Genomic DNA, 16,704 nt, shown 5'->3' with positions numbered 1-16,704 from the left:
ATTTCCTCGGGATGATCTGTGCACTGAGCTGTTAACGCTGTGGAGGAACGCGTCTCACACCCACATCGACCCGACGTTAACTCGACAGCCTCTCCGCAAGCCGTCCACAGTTAACAGGGCTGCCGATCCCTGCTGTTAACAGGCCGGTCGCGACTTATCCACACTCTCCACAGCTGTTAACAAGATGAAGATCCTTTTCCATTGTTAAGAGAGATTCGATGACCTTGCCGTGGCGACGTCGCTCGACGGGGCGTGCGGGAAGTGGGCACTAGCATGGGTAAGCCATACCCGCCGTCAAGGGAGCGCCCGTGAAGTTCCACGTCAATCGCGATGTGTTCAGCGAAGCCGTCTCGTTCGTGGTCAAGCTCCTGCCTCAGCGCAATCCGCAGCCGATCCTGGCCGGCGTGCTGATCGAGGCCAACGAGCAGGGACTCACTCTCGCCGCGTTCGACTACGAAGCATCCGCGCGCACCACGATCGAAGCGACCGTCGACGAGCCCGGCACGATCCTCGTGCACGGCCGACTCCTCAGCGACATCGCCAGCCGGCTTCCGAACGCACCGATCCAGATCGCCGTCGACGACGACGGCGGAATTCTGCTCACGTGCGGTTCCGCCCGCTTCACCCTCGCATCGATGCCGGTGCAGGAGTACCCCGCCATCCCCGAGGTCTCGGGCGAATCGGGTCTGGTCCCCGCCGACGAGTTCGCGACCGCGATCGCCCAGGTCGCCTTCGCCGCCTCACGCGACGACGTGACACCCGTACTGACCGGTGTCCAGCTCGAGGTCTCCGGCACGCGACTGAGCCTCGTGGCGACCGACCGCTACCGCGTCGCCCTTCGCGAGATCCCGTGGGACGGCGGAGCGGCCGCGACGGACGAGACCACCTCCGCCCTCGTGCCGGCACGCACCCTGCAGGAGGTCGGGAAGACCTTCGCCCACAGCGGTGACATCTCGATCGCGTTCTCCGGTTCGGGTGATCGCGAGATCATCGCGTTCTCGTCGGGCAACAAGACGGTGACCTCGCTGCTCATCAAGGGCAACTTCCCGCCGGTCCGTCGCCTGTTCCCCGCACAAACCGAGCACCACAGCGTGGTCAACACGGCCGAGCTCGTCGAGGCCGTGCGCCGCGTCGCCCTCGTGCTCGATCGCTCGGCTCCGCTGCGATTCACCTTCGGTCCCGACGGGGTCTCGATGGATGCCGCCGGCACCGAGCAGGCGCGCGCGACCGAATCCGTCGACGCGACGCTGGTCGGCGACGAGGTCACGCTGGGGCTGAACCCGCAATACCTGATCGAGTCTCTGGGCGCCGTCCGCAGCGAGTTCACGCGCATCACCTTCACCTCGAGCGACAACGCGAACAAGCTCAGCCCCGTGCTGATCACCCCGCAGACGTCGGTCGACAAGGGCGGCAAGGGCACCTTCAAGTACCTCTTGCAGCCCAACCTGCTGTTGCGCTGAGTCCGGCCCTCGCTGCCGTGTCGGAGGTGGCGGGTAGTCTGACTCGGTGATCGTGGAGCAGCTGGGACTGAGGGACTTCCGCAATTACGCGGAAGCCGACGTCGCGCTCTCCCCGGGGGCGAACGTCTTCGTCGGCCGCAACGGCCAGGGCAAGACGAATCTTGTCGAGGCGGTGGCGTATCTCGCGACTCTCGGCTCCCACCGGGTCTCGAGCGACGCGCCTCTCGTGAGAGACGGAACGGATGCCGCCATCGTGCGCGCACGCCTCGCTCACGGTGATCGACGCGTGCTGCTCGAACTGCAGCTGAACCGCCAGGGGGCGAACAAGGCCCGCGTCAACGGCGTGAACGTGCGCACCTCAGAGCTGCCCCGGTACGCGCAGGTCGTGCTCTTCGCTCCCGAAGACCTGCAGATCGTCCGTGGCGACCCGTCGTCCCGCCGGCGGTTCGCCGACCAGCTCATCGTGCAGCGGAGTCCGCGCATGGCCGCGGTGCTCGGCGACTACGAGCGGGTCGTGCGCCAGCGCAGCGCCCTGCTGAAGTCGGCGCGGGCGCGCGGGATCCGGGGCGACGCTCTCAGCACTCTCGACGTCTGGGACGACAAGCTCGTCACCCTGGGGACCGAGGTGATCGAGGCGCGGAGCGCGTTGGCATCCGATCTCTCCGATCCCGTCGCCCGTGCCTATGCGGCGATCGCCGGCGCCGATCACGAACCGCGTCTGTCGTGGGCGCTGTCGGTGGGCGGTGGCGACCCCGAAGAGGGCGACGCCGTCGACGCTGCGGGTTCAGGCGAGCCCCTCGCCGATCAGTTCCGAGCGGCTCTTGCGGCGAAACGCTCCGCCGAGCTCGACCGCGGACTCACCCTGGTCGGACCCCACCGCGACGACCTCGTGCTCCGCGTGCGTGGGCTGCCGGTGAAGGGTTACGCCTCGCACGGCGAGTCGTGGTCGGTCGCTCTGGCCCTCCGGCTGGCATCCGCCGAACTCCTCCGCGCCGAGTCGCGTCTGGGCGATCCCGTGCTGATCCTCGATGACGTGTTCGCCGAGCTCGATGCGGGTCGCCGCAGCCGTCTGGCCGATCTGGCGGGCGGCTACGAGCAGGTCATCGTGACCTCGGCCGTCGAAGAAGACGTCCCCGCGGGCCTGCGCGCGCATGTGGTGCGCGTCGACGCCGGGCGGATCCACGAGGCCGACGATGAGTGACGACGCCGAGATCCCCGAGACGATGTCGACGTATCTGCGCCTGCGGGGCCTGGAACCATCGCCGTACCGCAAGAAGAAGCGTCGGCGTCGCGTCGACGACGGCGAGAACGCCCCCTTCAGCCCCGGCCGCGATCCCCGCGGTCTCGGCGACGTGATCTCCGCCCTCACCCGATCCGCCGGGTGGGAACCCCAACTCTCGCGCGAAGACCTGGTGCGCACGTGGGACGAGGTGGCCGGAGCCGACACCGCCGCGCACACCCGTCCGGTGGCCCTGGACGCGGGCACGCTGACGGTCCAGGCCGATTCGACGGCGTGGGCGAAGCAGCTGCAGTTCATGCGCGCGCAGATCCTCTCCGAGATCCTCCGACGCTTCCCGGAGGCAGGCGTCGAGGCGATCCGGTTCGTGGGCCCCGACGTCCCCTCGTGGAAATGGGGGCCCAGAGCCGTTCCAGGCCGCGGCCCGCGCGATACCTACGGCTGAGTCATGGTCGATCCCGACTCGACGCGATTTATCCCCGCGTAGGGGCGTACAAGCCATTTCGGGAGCCCTTCCGCGATAGGATGGAGGTTCCGACGAATCGATCTGGAGCGCGCGTACCCATGACGTCCGAAAACCCCGACAGCGTTTCCGAGGAACCCGAAGTCCCCACCGCGGCGAAGAAGGTTCCCAACGAGTACGGGGCAGACGCCATCCAGGTGCTCGAGGGCCTCGAGGCCGTCCGCAAGCGCCCGGGTATGTACATCGGCTCCACCGGTGAGCGCGGCCTCCACCACCTCGTGCAAGAGATCGTCGACAACTCCGTCGATGAGGCGCTGGCCGGGTACTGCGACACCATTCAGGTCACGATCCTCAGCGACGGCGCCGTGCGCGTGGTCGACAACGGTCGCGGCATCCCGGTCGACATGCACCGCACCGAGGGCAAGTCGACCGTCGAGGTCGTGCTCACGGTGCTGCACGCCGGCGGAAAGTTCGGCGGCGGCGGATACGCGGTCTCCGGCGGTCTGCACGGTGTCGGCTCGTCTGTCGTGAACGCCCTGTCCACGCGTCTCGAGGTCGAGGTCCGACGCCAGGGCCACGTGTGGCGCCAGTCGTTCCGCGACGGCGGCGTGCCGCTCGCTCCGCTGTCGAAGGACGAAGAGAGCGACGAGACCGGTACGACGATCACCTTCTGGCCGGATGCCACGATCTTCGACACCATCGACTTCGATTACGACACGCTGCGGACGCGCTTCCAGCAGATGGCGTTCCTCAACAAGGGGCTGCGCATCGGCCTGCGCGACGAGCGCCCCCAGTCGGTCATCACCGAGGGCGAGCCCGGCGAAGAGGTCACCGACGCCCGCCACGACACGTTCCTCTACGAGCGCGGTCTGGTCGACTACGTCGAGCACCTCAACCGGGTGCGCAAGGCCGACGTGGTCAACGACGAGATCATCGAGGTCGAGGCCGAGGACACCGAGCGCAAGATCGCCCTCGAGCTGGCGATGCAGTGGACGACGGCGTACACCGAGAACGTCTTCACCTACGCCAACACCATCAACACCCACGAGGGCGGGACGCACGAAGAGGGCTTCCGCGCCGCGCTGACGACCCTCGTCAACCGCTACGCCCGCGCGAACAACCTCCTCAAAGAGAAGGACGACAACCTCACCGGCGACGACATCCGCGAGGGTCTCACCGCGGTCATCTCGGTCAAGCTCTCCGAGCCCCAGTTCGAGGGCCAGACCAAGACGAAGCTCGGCAACACCGAGGCTCGCGCCTACGTGCAGAAGGTCGTCGGCGACAAGCTCGGCGACTGGTTCGACCGCAACCCCGCGCAGGCGAAGAACATCATCCGCAAGGCGATCGACGCCGCCACCGCACGGCTCGCGGCGCGCAAGGCTCGCGAGACGGCACGCCGCAAGAGCGTCTTCGAGTCGGCCGCGATGCCCGACAAGCTCAAGGACTGCACCTCGAAGGACCCCTCGATCAGCGAGATATTCCTCGTCGAGGGCGACTCGGCCGGCGGTTCCGCCGTGCAGGGTCGCGACCCGCACACCCAGGCGATCCTGGCGCTGCGCGGCAAGATCCTCAACGTCGAGCGCGCGCGCCTCGACCGCGCCCTGGGCAACAAAGAAGTCCAGGCGATGATCCAGGCCTTCGGCACGGGCATCGGCGAGGACTTCGACATGGCCAAGGCGCGGTACCACAAGATCGTGCTCATGGCCGATGCCGACGTCGACGGCCAGCACATCACCACGCTGCTGCTGACGCTGCTCTTCCGCTACATGCGGGGGCTCATCGAGGCCGGCTTCGTCTACCTGGCCCAGCCGCCGCTGTACCGCCTGAAGTGGTCGAACCACCCGCACGAGTACGCGTACAGCGACCGCGAGCGCGACGCCCTGCTCGTCGATGGTCAGGCCTCCGGTCGCCGTATCCCCAAGGACAACGGCATCCAGCGCTACAAGGGTCTGGGCGAGATGAACGACCACGAGCTGTGGGAGACGACGATGGACCCGCAGACCCGCACGCTGAAGCAGGTCACGATCGACGACGCCGCGGCGGCCGACGAGATCTTCTCGGTCCTCATGGGCGAAGACGTCGAGTCGCGTCGCAGCTTCATCCAGCGCAACGCCAAAGACGTCCGCTTCCTCGACATCTGATCGCGCCCCGCGCCGATCGACGAACACGCATCACGGAACTGAGAAGACATGGCTGACGACATCACGCCCGAGCCCGAAGACGTCCGCGGCGAGCCGGCGCACGACCACGGCAAGATCGACCAGGTCGACCTCCAGCTCGAGATGCAGCGGAGCTACCTCGACTACGCGATGAGCGTGATCGTCGGTCGTGCCCTGCCCGACGTGCGCGACGGTCTCAAGCCCGTGCACCGACGCGTGATCTACGGCATGTACGACGGCGGCTTCCGCCCCGACAAGTCGTTCTCGAAGTGCGCGCGTGTGGTCGGCGAGGTCATGGGCCACTACCACCCGCACGGTGACGCTCCCATCTACGACGCTCTCGTTCGCCTCGTGCAGCCGTGGTCGCTGCGCTACCCCCTCGCCCTCGGGCAGGGCAACTTCGGCTCGCCCGGCAACCAGGGCGCGGCCGCCCCGCGTTACACCGAGACGAAGATGGCTCCCCTCGCGCTCGAGATGGTGCGCGACATCGAAGAAGAGACCGTCGACTTCCAGGACAACTACGACGGTCAGACGCAGGAGCCCACGGTCCTGCCCTCGCGTTTCCCGAACCTGCTGGTCAACGGCTCGGTCGGCATCGCGGTCGGTATGGCGACGAACATCCCGCCGCACAACCTGCGCGAGGTCTCCGCGGGAGCCCTGTGGGCTCTCGAGAACCCGGATGCCACGCGCGAAGAGCTGCTCGAAGCGCTCATGGAGCGCATCCCCGGGCCCGACTTCCCCACGCGAGCTCAGATCCTCGGAACCCGTGGCATCAAGGACGCCTACCGCACCGGCCGCGGCTCCATCACCATGCGCGCGGTCGTCAACATCGAGGAGATCCAGGGCCGCACGTGCCTCGTGATCACCGAGCTGCCGTACCAGGTGAACCCCGACAACGTCGCGGTCAAGATCGGCGATCTCGCGCGCGAGGGCAAGATCACGGGTGTCGCCGACATCCGCGACGAGAGCTCGGGTCGTACCGGTCAGCGTCTGGTGGTCGTGCTCAAGCGCGACGCCGTCGCCAAGGTCGTGCTGAACAACCTGTACAAGCACACGCAGCTGCAGGAGAACTTCGGCGCGAACATGCTCGCGATCGTCGACGGCGTGCCCCGCACGCTCTCGCTCGACGGTTTCATCAGCCTGTGGATCGACCACCAGGTCGAGGTCATCGTCCGTCGCACGCGCTACCGCCTGCGCAAGGCCGAAGAGCGCATGCACATCCTGCGCGGCTACCTGAAGGCGCTCGACGCGCTCGACGAGGTCATCGCGCTCATCCGCCGTTCGCCCACGGCTCAGGATGCCAACGAGGGTCTGCAGAAGCTCCTCGATATCGACGACGTCCAGGCGCAGGCGATCCTCGACATGCAGCTGCGTCGTCTCGCCGCCCTCGAGCGTCAGAAGATCGTCGACGAAGCCACCGAGCTCGAGGCTCGCATCGCCGACTACAACGACATCCTCGCCACCCCGGCCCGCCAGCGCACGATCATCCGCGACGAGCTCACGGCGATCACCGACCGCTTCGGCGACGACCGTCGCACCGAGATCCTCCACGGCTTCGACGGCGATGTATCGATCGAAGACCTCATCGCCGAAGAGGAGATGGTCGTCACCGTCACCCGCGACGGGTACATCAAGCGCACGCGCAGCGACAACTACCGCTCGCAGCACCGTGGCGGGAAGGGCGTGAAGGGTGCGCAGCTGCGCGCCGACGACGTGGTCGAGCACTTCTTCGTCACCACGACGCACCACTGGCTCCTCTTCTTCACCAATAAGGGCCGCGTCTACCGCTCGAAGGCCTACGAGGTTCCCGAAGCGGGTCGGGATGCCAAGGGTCAGCACGTCGCGAACCTGCTCGCCCTGCAGCCCGACGAAGAGATCGCGCAGATCCTCGACATCCGCGACTACAGCGTGGCCACCTACCTCGTGCTCGCCACGCGCAACGGCCTGGTCAAGAAGACGCGCCTCGACGAGTACGACACCAACCGCCAGGGCGGCGTCATCGCCATCAAGCTCCGCGGTCAGGTCGCGGACGAGGGCGACGAGGCCGAGCAGGGTGCCGCCGACGAGCTGGTCAGCGCGATGCTGGTCGACGAGGGCGACGACATCCTCCTCATCAGCCGCCTCGGCCAGTCGCTGCGGTTCTCCGCCACCGACAGTGCGCTGCGGCCGATGGGTCGGTCGACGTCGGGCGTGAAGGGCATGGACTTCCGCGAGGGCGACAGTCTGCTCTCGGCATCCGTCGCCAAGGACGACGAATTCGTGTTCGTCGTCACCGAGGGGGGCTACGCCAAGCGCACCGCCGTCACCGAGTACCGCATGCAGAATCGCGGTGGTCTGGGGATCAAGGTGGCCCGTCTGACCGACGACCGGGGCGTCCTGGCGGGCGGGATGATGGTCTCCGAGGGCGACGAGGTCCTCGTGGTTCTTGCCAGCGGCAAGGTGGTACGCTCTGCCGTGGCCGAGGTCCCCGCCAAGGGACGCGACACCATGGGTGTCGTGTTCGCACGAGCCGGAGGTGATGACAGGATCATCGCCATCGCCCGAAACGCAGAGCGGAACCTGACCGAGACGACGGAGACGACCACGGAGCCCGCCGCTTCTCCCGCGGACGAGGCCGACGCCTCCTCTTCCGAGACCCCCGAGGAAAGTACTGACGCATGAGCACGGTAGCCGACAAGCTCGCCAAGAAGTCGACTCACAAGACCCCCGCCAAGCAGGTCCGCCTGCGCCTGGTGTACATCGACTTCTGGTCGGCGGTGAAGCTGTCGTTCCTGGCGGCTGTGGCGCTGGCGATCGTGACGGTCGTGTCGTACTTCCTCATCTACCTGGTCGTTCAGGCCACGCTGCTGACGAAGCTCGATGAGTTCTTCACGAGCTTCACCGACGGCGGGGCGACCCTGTCGCAGTACGTGGGTCTTCCCCAGGTGATGGCCTTCGCGGCCATCATCGCCATCTTGAACCTCGTCATTGTCACGGTGCTGGGCGCCGTCATGGCGGGGATCTACAACCTCGCGGTGAAGGTGACCGGCGGCCTGCTCGTCGGCTTCACCTCGAACTGACGCCGATTCGTCAAAACCTCGCAAGTCCGGTAAAGTCTTCGAGGTTGACATCACGTCAGCGAGACGGGGCTATAGCTCAGGCGGTTAGAGCGCTTCACTGATAATGAAGAGGTCCCAGGTTCAAGTCCTGGTAGCCCCACCCTTTCCCTCGCGGGGCCTTAGCTCAGCTGGTAGAGCGCCTGCTTTGCAAGCAGGATGTCAGGAGTTCGAATCTCCTAGGCTCCACACTCGAGAACGAGAAGCCGGTCCATCAGGACCGGCTTCTCGTCTTTTCCCCGTCGTCATCAGGCCCCGCGTCGTCGCTCTCGGCGAAGGAGGAGGACGGATGCCGAGTACAGCACCGCCCCGCCGATGGCCAGCACCGTGTTCATGCCCTGGAGCGTGACCGCGAAGGGCGGAAGGAACGCGCACGCCCATGCGATCGTGAGGATGAATGCGCCCGGGGTCGGAGGCAGCTCACCCAGGGTTTCGAAGCGCACGAGGACCAGGGAGAGCAGCCAGAGGACGACGGCCGTCGCGAGGAAGACGAGGGGACGCGTCGCCCACCACTCCGAGCTCGCCGGGGTCGGGGCGGCACCCGGGATCAGAAGGGCGATGCCCGAGACGATGAGGATGACGGGCAGGTGCCACAGGTACACCGTCATGAGCCGCGAGCCGATCACGAACACCACCGCCTGAGCGATCCTCGTGCGCATGAGCGCCGCGAGGACGGGCTTGGCCAATCTCAGCAGGCAGGCCTGCGCGAGACCGAACAGCACGAGGGGGAGGGTGGGCGGGTTGAGATTCGCGAGCATGTTGTTCGAGTAGGGCCCCCACACCACGACGGCCCCGACGACGAGGTAGCAGCCGGCCGCGATGCCGATGAGGGAGAGGGGGGAGCGACGATCGAACCAGCCGTCGCGGTACCAGAAGCCCAGCTGTTGGATGAGCGGCCACACGAACAGCAGGTTCAGGTACCCCAGCTCACCCACCCCGGTGCCGAAGCGCAGGGCGTCCACGGCCACCACCGCGATGAGCAGCACCAACAGGGTGCCCCGTGGTGCCTGCTCGTGCCAGCGGAACGTCAGCGGAACGACGGCCTGACACAAGAGGTACGCGGCGAGGAACCACAGGGGCATCCCCACCCCGACGACGGCGGCGTCGACCAGCGAGGGGTCGATCCCCGCGAGGGAGGCTCCGACGAGGACGACCGCCACGACGAGGAAGAGGGGCAGGGCAGGCTGAGCGAGCCGCAGCGTGCGCGATCGGATGAACCCGCGGGCGTTCCCGCCCCGACTCTGCCAGGTGGCCCATCCCGCCGCGGAGGCGAAGCCCCCGACGACGAAGAACAGCGGCATGATCTGCCCGAACCACGTCGCGGCGTCGAACCACGGCTGCATCTCCGCCGGGCGTGAGGTGACGATCGCCCCGTCCGGTCCGTACCCCACGCCGACCTGCAGCAGGTGGACGACGACGACGAAGCAGACGGCCGTGACGCGAGCGAGGTCCAGGGTGAGGTCGCGGCGCGAGACGTCGGGCTTCGAGGAGGAGAGCTCAGTGCGCATGGCACCATGGTGGCGCGATCCCGATGGTCCTGGTCAACCGCGACACGCGGGTGAAGTCGGTCGCTAGAGTCTGGTCATGGATATGCGCGTGGCCGCGTACGCCGTCGTGACCGACGCAGACGACCGCGTGCTGCTCGCTCACTGGATCGACGGCCGGCGCGGGGCGTGGACCCTTCCCGGCGGCGGCCTCGAAGACGGCGAGGACCCCGCTCAGGCGGTTCGCCGCGAGGTACGCGAGGAGACGGGATTCCGTGTCGTTGTCGAGGGGCTGCTCGGCATCCACTCCCGGGTGATCCCCGCCGACGCTCGACTGACGGAGGGGGCCGAAGGCCCGCTGCACGCGTTGCGGATCGTCTACAGGGCCCGCGTCGTGGGCGGCCGACTGCGGTTCGAGACCGACGGATCCACCGATCGCGCGGAGTGGTTCACCCTCGCGGCCACCCGGAAGCTCCGCCGGGTGCAACTCGTCGATGTCGCTCTGCGGATGGCCGGCATCCTCGGCTCGTGAGCGTCAGGCGCGTTCGGCGGTGATGTCGGCGACGATCGCACCGTAGGCGGCGATGAGGTCGTCGGCCTCGACGAAGAGACTGTAGCCGTGCGCGCCGGCGCCCATGGCGATGCGCGTGCCGACGATCCGTTCGTCGGCATAGACGGGCCAGTCGGTCGTGCTGCCGATTGGGACGATGGTGCCGCGCTCGTACCCGGTGGCGGCGAGGGCCAGCTCGGGCTCCGGCAGGCGCAGCTTGTTGACACCGACCACCGCGCGCAGCTTCGGCCACGAGATGGCGCGGTCGCCGGGCACGAGGGCGAACAGGTAGGTATCGTCCGAGCGCTTGACGACCAGCGTCTTCACGATCGAGGCGGAGGGGATGCCGAGCAGCTCGGCCGCCTCGTCGAGGCTCGAGGCGGCGGGGCGCTCACGCACATCGACAGAGAGGCCGCGCTCGCGCGCGGCCTCTCTGACTCTGATGGTGGGGTCGCTCACGCGTCCGGTGCGCGCAGCGGGTCGTCGGCCACCCACAGCTCGTCGTCGGCCCGCAGCGTCTGCCACGCGGCGTACGCGACGCCCGCGGCGGCCACGACGCCGAGGATGATGGCGATGACGCCACCGGCACCGATGCCGTCGTGCTGCGACGGAAGCTTCTTGGCGAGGCGCTTGGACGCCTGCTTGCCGTACTTCTCGGCACGCTTGGCGTACTTGTGGGTGTCGAGTTCGAAGCCGCGACCCTTCGCGAGGCGGTCGCGGGTGTCGCCCGCGGCATCCCACACCGACATCGCTCCGCCGACCACGGCACCGGCCGCGGGAACCACCTTGTGGCTGAGGAAGCGGTTGCTGTACTTCACGCTCTTGTCGACGTACGGAGCGGCGTACTTGTTGTACCCGTCCTGCACGGCGGGGACGAGGTCTTCGCGGCTGAAGCGACCGAGCTGGTGGCCGGCTTCACGAGCGACCTTCCCGCTCTCGCCCAGCAGCACCTGCTGCGACTCCCACACCTTGGCGGCGTGCTTCTGGAGCTTGCGCAGTTCCTTCTTGCTCTTGCGGCTGAGGCCCACGGCTCATCCTCCCTGTCGATGGGATGTACGTTCGTTCATCTTGCCAGAACGGGTCGCCGGCACCGCCGACCCTTGCAGATAACTCTGAGAGAATGTACCCATGGCCAACCACACCGCCGTCGCGACCCTGCACACCAACCACGGCGACATCGTCGTCAACCTGTTCGGCGACCACGCTCCGCGTACCGTCCGCAACTTCGTCGGGCTCTCCGACGGAACCCAGGAGTGGACGAACCCCGCCACGGGTGCCAAGGGCGAGGGACCCCTCTATAAGGACGTCATCTTCCACCGCATCATCCCCAACTTCATGATCCAGGGCGGCGACCCGCTCGGTCAGGGTATCGGCGGACCCGGCTACAACTTCAACGACGAGATCAGCCCCGAGCTCGACTTCACGCAGCCCTACAAGCTGGCCATGGCCAACGCGGGTCTGCGCCGCAACGCCATCACCGGTCAGCCCGAGGGAACCAACGGCTCGCAGTTCTTCATCACGACCGACCCCACGCCGTGGCTCCAGGGCAAGCACACCATCTTCGGCGAGGTGGCCGACGACGAGTCGAAGGCCGTCGTCGACAAGATCGCGTCCGTCCCCACCGCCGCGGGCGACCGTCCGATCGAGCCCGTCGTGCTCCAGTCGGTCGACGTCGTCTCGGTCTGACCTCCCAGGCGGCGGCGGGTGTCCACGACTGACGAGTTTCGTCGCAACAGCGACAACTTCTGTTACCGGCATCCGGACCGGCAGAGCTTCGTGCTGTGCCAGCGGTGCATGCGCACCGTGTGTTCGGAGTGCCGGACACCCGCCGCCGTCGGCGTCATCTGCCCGGAGTGCATGGCGCAGCAGCGCGCATCGCAGACCCCGGCCCAGAAGAAGGCGCAACGCCGCTGGGCCTCTCGGCCCATGTCGGTGGTCTCGGCCGGTCGACCGCAGATGACGCTCGGCATCATCGCTGTTACCGGGCTCGTCTACATCATCGGACTGATTCCGGGTGTGGGCGGGATCATCACCAACCTGCTCGCCTTCAACAGCCTCTTCGTGCTCCCGCAGGCGGGCGCCGTCCAGCCGTGGCGATTGCTGACGGTCGCACTCGTCCACAGCGGCTTCTTCCACGTCGGGCTGAACATGCTCGCGCTGTGGTTCATCGGACGCAGTCTCGAGCCGTTGCTGGGACGCGCACGCTTTCTCGCGCTGTATCTGATCGGCGCGCTCGGCGGCTCCGTCGCGGTCGCGCTCCTCGCGCCCGGTGTGTGGACGGTGGGCGCTTCGGGGGCGATCTTCGCCCTCTTCGGTGCGCTGCTCGTGATCGGCCGCCACATCGGCGCGGATATCCGCGTGATCGCGATACTGATCGGCATCAATTTCGCGTGGCCGTTCGTGATCGCGGCGATCGGAGCGGTCGGCTCCGGCGACTTCGCCGGATCGCTCGCGGCGGTCGGGATCTCGTGGCAGGCGCACCTGGGCGGCCTCGTCACCGGGGCCGGCGTGGGGCTGATCTATGCGCGCACGCGCGCTGCGACTCGCAAGCGCCTGCAGATCGGCCTGCTCGTCGGGCTCACTGTCGTGCTGATCGCGCTGCTCGCGATCCCGGCCGTGTTCTTCGTCTGACGGTTATCCACAGGCCCATCCACAGGTGGGGATGAATTACACCTGTGTAAGTCAGCGCCACTTCGTGGTCATGAGGAACCCGATGAAGGCGATACCGAAGCCGATGACGAGGTTCCACGGCCCGATGCCCGGGATCGGAAACTGCGAGTTGCTGAGGTAGAACACCAGGACCCACACGAGGCCGATGAGCATGAGGCCGATCATGATGGGCAGGAACCACACCGGGTTCGGAGCCGATCCGCCTTCGTTGCGCTCAGCGATCGGGTCTTCGCCTTTGCCAGTTCGAGCCATGCCGGACAGTCTAACGGTCAGGTGCCCGCAATCCCGCGGAACTAGACTGCACCCCGTGCAGACCGTTGATCAGCCGCAGACCCGTCGGGGCTCACGACGCGGGCGCGCGACCCGTCGCCGGGTGTCGGTGATCGGCGTCATCGGGGATCTCCTCGTCACGGCGGGCGTGCTCGTGCTGCTGTTCGTCGTGTGGCAGCTCTGGATCGGCGACGCGATCATCGGTGCCCAGTTCAAGGACGAAGGCAGGCAGCTCAGCGAGCAGTGGAACGCCGACCCCCCGCCGGTGCCGGCCCCGTCCGCGACCGCCTCCGCTCCGGCGCAGCCGTCCGCGCCTCCCACGGCTGACCCGCCCGCTCTCGACCAGCCGGGCGACGCCCAGGTCTTCGGCGTCGTGTGGATCCCCCGCCTCGGCTCGGACTACCACTTCAAGGTCGCCGGCGGCGTCAGCTCGTCTCGCACGCTCGACCCCATCGGCCTCGGGCATTACCCCGACACGGCGATGCCGGGTCAGGTCGGCAACTTCGCCATCGCCGGCCACCGTGGTAGCCATGGAGCACCCTTCGCGGACCTGCCCTCGTTGCGCATCGGCGATGCCATCGTGGTCGAGACCGAGGGCGGCTGGTATACCTACCGGTTCCGCAATCTGGAGTACGTGCGCCCCGACGGCGTCAACGTCCTGCTGCCGACACCCCAGCAGCCGCAGATCGAGGCGACCGATCGCGTGATCACCATGACGACGTGCAGTCCGCGATACGGCTTCTCGGAGCGGGCGATCGGCTACGGCGTGTTCGAGTCCTTCACCCCGCGCACCGACGCCGGTCCGCCGACCTCCCTGACCTCTGGAGCATCCTGATGTACGGAGCCCTGTGGCGCATCCTCCCCGGTCCGTGGTGGGTGCGTCTGTTGATCGTCCTGGTTCTTCTCGCCGCCGTGCTCTACGGCCTGTTCTTCTACGTGTTCCCCTGGGTGAGCGACCTCGTCTATCCCCAGGAGGTCACGGTCGAGTGAGCCCCTGGCGCGTCGTCGTCGTGGACAACCGCGACAGCTTCGTCCACACCCTCGCCGGCTACGTCCGCGACCTCGGCGCCGAGACCGTGCTGGTCGGTGCGGACGAGCCCGCTCTGCCGCAACGAATGACGCGCGAAGCGGATGCGATCCTCGTCTCACCAGGACCCGGTCACCCCGACGACGCCGGGCACTCCGTCGCCGTCGTGCGTGCGGCCTTCGACAGCGGCATCCCTCTGCTCGGGGTCTGTCTCGGCCACCAGGCCATCGCGACCGCCTTCGGAGGGCGGGTGGGGCATGCGCCCGAACTCCTGCACGGGATCACGAGCGTCATCCGGCATCGGGGCGAGGGCGTCTTCGCCGACCTCCCCGACGGGTTCGTGGCGACCCGTTACCACTCCCTCGCGATCGACCCCGGGTCGCTGCCCGCCGAGCTCGAGGTCACGGCTGAGACCGACGGGGGCGTGATCATGGGGGTGCGCCACCGATACGCGCCGGTCGAGGGCGTGCAGTTCCATCCCGAGAGCGTGCTGACCGAGGGGGGCCACGTCCTCCTTGGACGCTGGCTCGAGAGCGCGGGCCTGATCGGAGCCGCCGACCGCGGCGCGCGACTGCGCCCGCGCGGGGTCAGGAGCCCGTACAGACCGTCAGCGTGATCTCGCTGTGCACGGGGACTTCGCCCGGGGCCAGCGACTGCGTCTTGACTGTCGGAATCGCCGCCGCCTTGCAGCCGGGGTCTTCCTGCGTCTTCACGGTCAGCTGTTTCGCGTCGGACTCCAGCTCACGCTTGGCACCGTCAACGGTGTAGCCGGTGTAATCGACGATGACGACCTGACCGCTGGCCACCACGAGGTTCACGGTCGTGCCCTTCGCGACTTCGGCACCCGACGCCACGCTCGACGAGATGATCGTACCCGCGGCGAGGGCGGGGTCGTCCTGACGCCGGATCGAACCGACCGACAGTCCGGCGCTCTGCAGCGAGGTGCGCGCTTCGCTCTCGGTGATCCCGTCGAGGTTCGGAACGGTCGCCGTATCGGGTCCGGTCGAGACGTAGACCGTGATCCGCTGACCGGCGGTGACGTTGGTTCCGGCCTCCGGCACCGTGCTGACGACGTTGCCCGCCGCGACCTTCTCGTCGGACTCGTTCACCCGACTGGCGGTGAGCTGCTGCGCCTCGAGCGTCTCGACGGCGCGGTCGTACGACATGTCCACGACGTTCGGGACCGTGTAGGCGCTGCTGGGCACGTCGTCGCTCGGCTGGATCTGCATGACCCAGATGAGCACGGCGACCAGCAGCACCGCGAGCACCGTGACGCCCGCCCAGATCCATGCGACGGGAGGGCCGGGTTGCGTCCGGCGCATCGTCGTGTCGGTGCTGAGCTGGCGCAGGGAGCGAGCGGTCTCGGCTGCCTGGCGGGGGTTCGGCCCGTACAGCTCGTTCGACAGCGCCGACATCTGGCGCTTCGTGGGGCCCTTGCCGTCGACCGTCTCATCGAGGGCTTCGCGGAAGCTCGCCGCATCCTGCGGGCGCTGGAACGGATCCTTCGCGAGCGCGCGGAGCACGATGGCATCCAGAGCGCGCGGCACGGACTCGACGATCTCGCTGGGCGGGACCGGAGCCTCGCTGACGTGCTGGTAGGCGACGGCGACCGGAGTGTCGCCCCGGAAGGGCGGACGACCGGTGAGCAGTTCGTAGAGCACGACGCCGGTGGAGTAGAGGTCGGCGCGCGCGTCGACCGACTCGCCCTTGGCCTGCTCGGGTGAGAAGTACGCCGCCGTCCCGACGATCGCGGTGGTCTCGGCCACCGTGGACGACGAATCGGACACCGCCCGCGCGATACCGAAGTCCATGACCTTCACGCGGCCGGACTCGGTGATCATCACGTTGCCGGGCTTGATGTCGCGGTGGACGACGCCGGCGCGGTGGGAGTACTCGAGAGCCTCCAGGATGCCGTCGACGTAGCGCAACGCGTCGTCGGTGGGGACAGGGCCCGCGGCGATGACGTCCTTGAGAAGACGACCGTGCACGAGCTCCATGACGATGTACGGGACCGGACGCTCCTGCCCGTCCGCGCCGATCTCGACGTCTTCGCCGGCGTCGAAGACGCGGACGATCGTCGGGTGCGCCATGCGCGACGCCGCCTGAGCTTCGAGGCGGAAGCGCGTGCGGAACGCGGCATCCCCCGCCAGATCGGCCTTGAGCACCTTGATGGCCACCGTGCGGCCCAGCGTCTGGTCGTATCCGCGGTAGACGCTGGCCATGCCGCCGCGACCGATCAGGTCGTCGACGCGGTAGCGCCCGGAAAGGACGCGCGTCTCAGTGGTCACG

General features: G+C 67.8%; 17 protein-coding genes and 2 tRNA genes. 14 read left to right on the top strand and 5 right to left on the bottom strand.

The features are described from left to right. The first annotated feature begins 308 nt into the window (after positions 1-308). The 8 genes from dnaN to F9B98_RS06045 all read left to right on the top strand — a co-directional run bounded on the left by dnaN (position 309) and on the right by F9B98_RS06045 (position 8,603). Positions 309-1,460, top strand: a complete 1,152-nt coding sequence (gene dnaN / locus F9B98_RS06080; protein ID WP_150954287.1) for a DNA polymerase III subunit beta — start codon at positions 309-311, stop codon at positions 1,458-1,460. Positions 1,461-1,506: 46 nt separating this feature from the next. Further along, the gene (recF, locus tag F9B98_RS06075) at positions 1,507-2,661 is read left to right on the top strand and encodes a DNA replication/repair protein RecF (protein ID WP_150954286.1); all 1,155 of its coding nucleotides are present in this window, start codon (positions 1,507-1,509) and stop codon (positions 2,659-2,661) included. After that, complete coding sequence (locus tag F9B98_RS06070; RefSeq protein ID WP_150954285.1) at positions 2,654-3,142, top strand: DUF721 domain-containing protein; 489 nt, start codon at positions 2,654-2,656, stop codon at positions 3,140-3,142. The genes recF and F9B98_RS06070 overlap by 8 nt, the downstream gene beginning before the upstream one ends. Before the next feature lie 119 nt (positions 3,143-3,261). Next, positions 3,262-5,301, top strand: coding sequence for a DNA topoisomerase (ATP-hydrolyzing) subunit B (gene gyrB / locus F9B98_RS06065; protein ID WP_150954283.1), 2,040 nt, complete (start codon positions 3,262-3,264; stop codon positions 5,299-5,301). Positions 5,302-5,349: 48 nt separating this feature from the next. Then, entirely contained in the window at positions 5,350-7,980 is a 2,631-nt protein-coding gene (gyrA, locus tag F9B98_RS06060) for a DNA gyrase subunit A (protein WP_150954280.1), read from the top strand. Next, complete coding sequence (locus F9B98_RS06055; RefSeq protein WP_150954277.1) at positions 7,977-8,378, top strand: DUF3566 domain-containing protein; 402 nt, start codon at positions 7,977-7,979, stop codon at positions 8,376-8,378. The genes gyrA and F9B98_RS06055 overlap by 4 nt, the downstream gene beginning before the upstream one ends. Before the next feature lie 65 nt (positions 8,379-8,443). Beyond that, a tRNA-Ile gene (locus F9B98_RS06050) sits at positions 8,444-8,517 on the top strand. A 13-nt stretch (positions 8,518-8,530) separates the two neighbouring features. Then, positions 8,531-8,603 (top strand) — tRNA-Ala (locus F9B98_RS06045). Positions 8,604-8,662: 59 nt separating this feature from the next. Here the strand turns inward: F9B98_RS06045 and F9B98_RS06040 are convergent. Continuing rightward, a complete protein-coding gene (locus F9B98_RS06040; RefSeq protein ID WP_150954274.1) occupies positions 8,663-9,922 on the bottom strand; it encodes an acyltransferase family protein in 1,260 nt (419 codons plus the stop codon). 76 nt (positions 9,923-9,998) lie between these two features. On the opposite strand from F9B98_RS06040, the gene F9B98_RS06035 reads away from it, so the two are divergent. Next, positions 9,999-10,430, top strand: a complete 432-nt coding sequence (locus F9B98_RS06035; protein ID WP_150954271.1) for an NUDIX hydrolase — start codon at positions 9,999-10,001, stop codon at positions 10,428-10,430. 3 nt (positions 10,431-10,433) lie between these two features. Here F9B98_RS06035 and F9B98_RS06030 read toward each other — a convergent pair whose 3' ends face one another. After that, positions 10,434-10,907 carry an aminoacyl-tRNA deacylase gene (locus tag F9B98_RS06030; RefSeq protein ID WP_150954268.1) on the bottom strand — a complete coding sequence of 158 codons (474 nt, stop codon included), beginning with the start codon at positions 10,905-10,907 and terminating at the stop codon, positions 10,434-10,436. After that, positions 10,904-11,476 carry a hypothetical protein gene (locus F9B98_RS06025; protein ID WP_056225083.1) on the bottom strand — a complete coding sequence of 191 codons (573 nt, stop codon included), beginning with the start codon at positions 11,474-11,476 and terminating at the stop codon, positions 10,904-10,906. Before F9B98_RS06025 ends, F9B98_RS06030 begins: the two co-directional genes overlap by 4 nt. Before the next feature lie 100 nt (positions 11,477-11,576). Between F9B98_RS06025 and F9B98_RS06020 the strand changes: the two genes are divergently transcribed. After that, positions 11,577-12,134, top strand: a complete 558-nt coding sequence (locus tag F9B98_RS06020; RefSeq protein WP_150954265.1) for a peptidylprolyl isomerase — start codon at positions 11,577-11,579, stop codon at positions 12,132-12,134. Positions 12,135-12,152: 18 nt separating this feature from the next. After that, positions 12,153-13,079 (top strand): rhomboid family intramembrane serine protease, encoded by a 927-nt coding sequence (locus F9B98_RS06015; RefSeq protein ID WP_225310240.1) that lies wholly within the window; start codon positions 12,153-12,155, stop codon positions 13,077-13,079. A gap of 51 nt (positions 13,080-13,130) precedes the next feature. Here F9B98_RS06015 and F9B98_RS06010 read toward each other — a convergent pair whose 3' ends face one another. After that, on the bottom strand, positions 13,131-13,370 hold the full coding sequence (locus tag F9B98_RS06010; RefSeq protein ID WP_074694504.1) for a cell division protein CrgA: 240 nt from the start codon (positions 13,368-13,370) through the stop codon (positions 13,131-13,133). Between the two features lie 55 nt (positions 13,371-13,425). On the opposite strand from F9B98_RS06010, the gene F9B98_RS06005 reads away from it, so the two are divergent. Genes F9B98_RS06005 through F9B98_RS06000 form a run of 3 tightly spaced genes read left to right on the top strand, consistent with a single transcriptional unit; the run spans position 13,426 to position 15,031 of the window. Further along, the gene (locus F9B98_RS06005) at positions 13,426-14,223 is read left to right on the top strand and encodes a class E sortase (RefSeq protein ID WP_225310239.1); all 798 of its coding nucleotides are present in this window, start codon (positions 13,426-13,428) and stop codon (positions 14,221-14,223) included. Beyond that, complete coding sequence (locus F9B98_RS15900; protein ID WP_191966687.1) at positions 14,223-14,378, top strand: hypothetical protein; 156 nt, start codon at positions 14,223-14,225, stop codon at positions 14,376-14,378. The genes F9B98_RS06005 and F9B98_RS15900 overlap by 1 nt, the downstream gene beginning before the upstream one ends. Then, positions 14,375-15,031: an anthranilate synthase component II gene (locus tag F9B98_RS06000; protein ID WP_150954259.1), complete on the top strand. Its 657-nt coding sequence runs from the start codon at positions 14,375-14,377 to the stop codon at positions 15,029-15,031. Before F9B98_RS15900 ends, F9B98_RS06000 begins: the two co-directional genes overlap by 4 nt. Here the strand turns inward: F9B98_RS06000 and pknB are convergent. Further along, positions 15,003-16,703 (bottom strand): Stk1 family PASTA domain-containing Ser/Thr kinase, encoded by a 1,701-nt coding sequence (pknB, locus tag F9B98_RS05995; protein ID WP_150954256.1) that lies wholly within the window; start codon positions 16,701-16,703, stop codon positions 15,003-15,005. The two genes, F9B98_RS06000 and pknB, sit on opposite strands and share 29 nt — an antisense overlap. Between the last annotated feature and the right edge of the window lies 1 nt (position 16,704).

The sequence above is a fragment of the Microbacterium testaceum StLB037 genome (genome assembly GCF_008763945.1).
Lineage (GTDB): Bacteria > Actinomycetota > Actinomycetes > Actinomycetales > Microbacteriaceae > Microbacterium > Microbacterium testaceum_G.
This window is presented reverse-complemented; position numbering and strand designations above follow the sequence as displayed.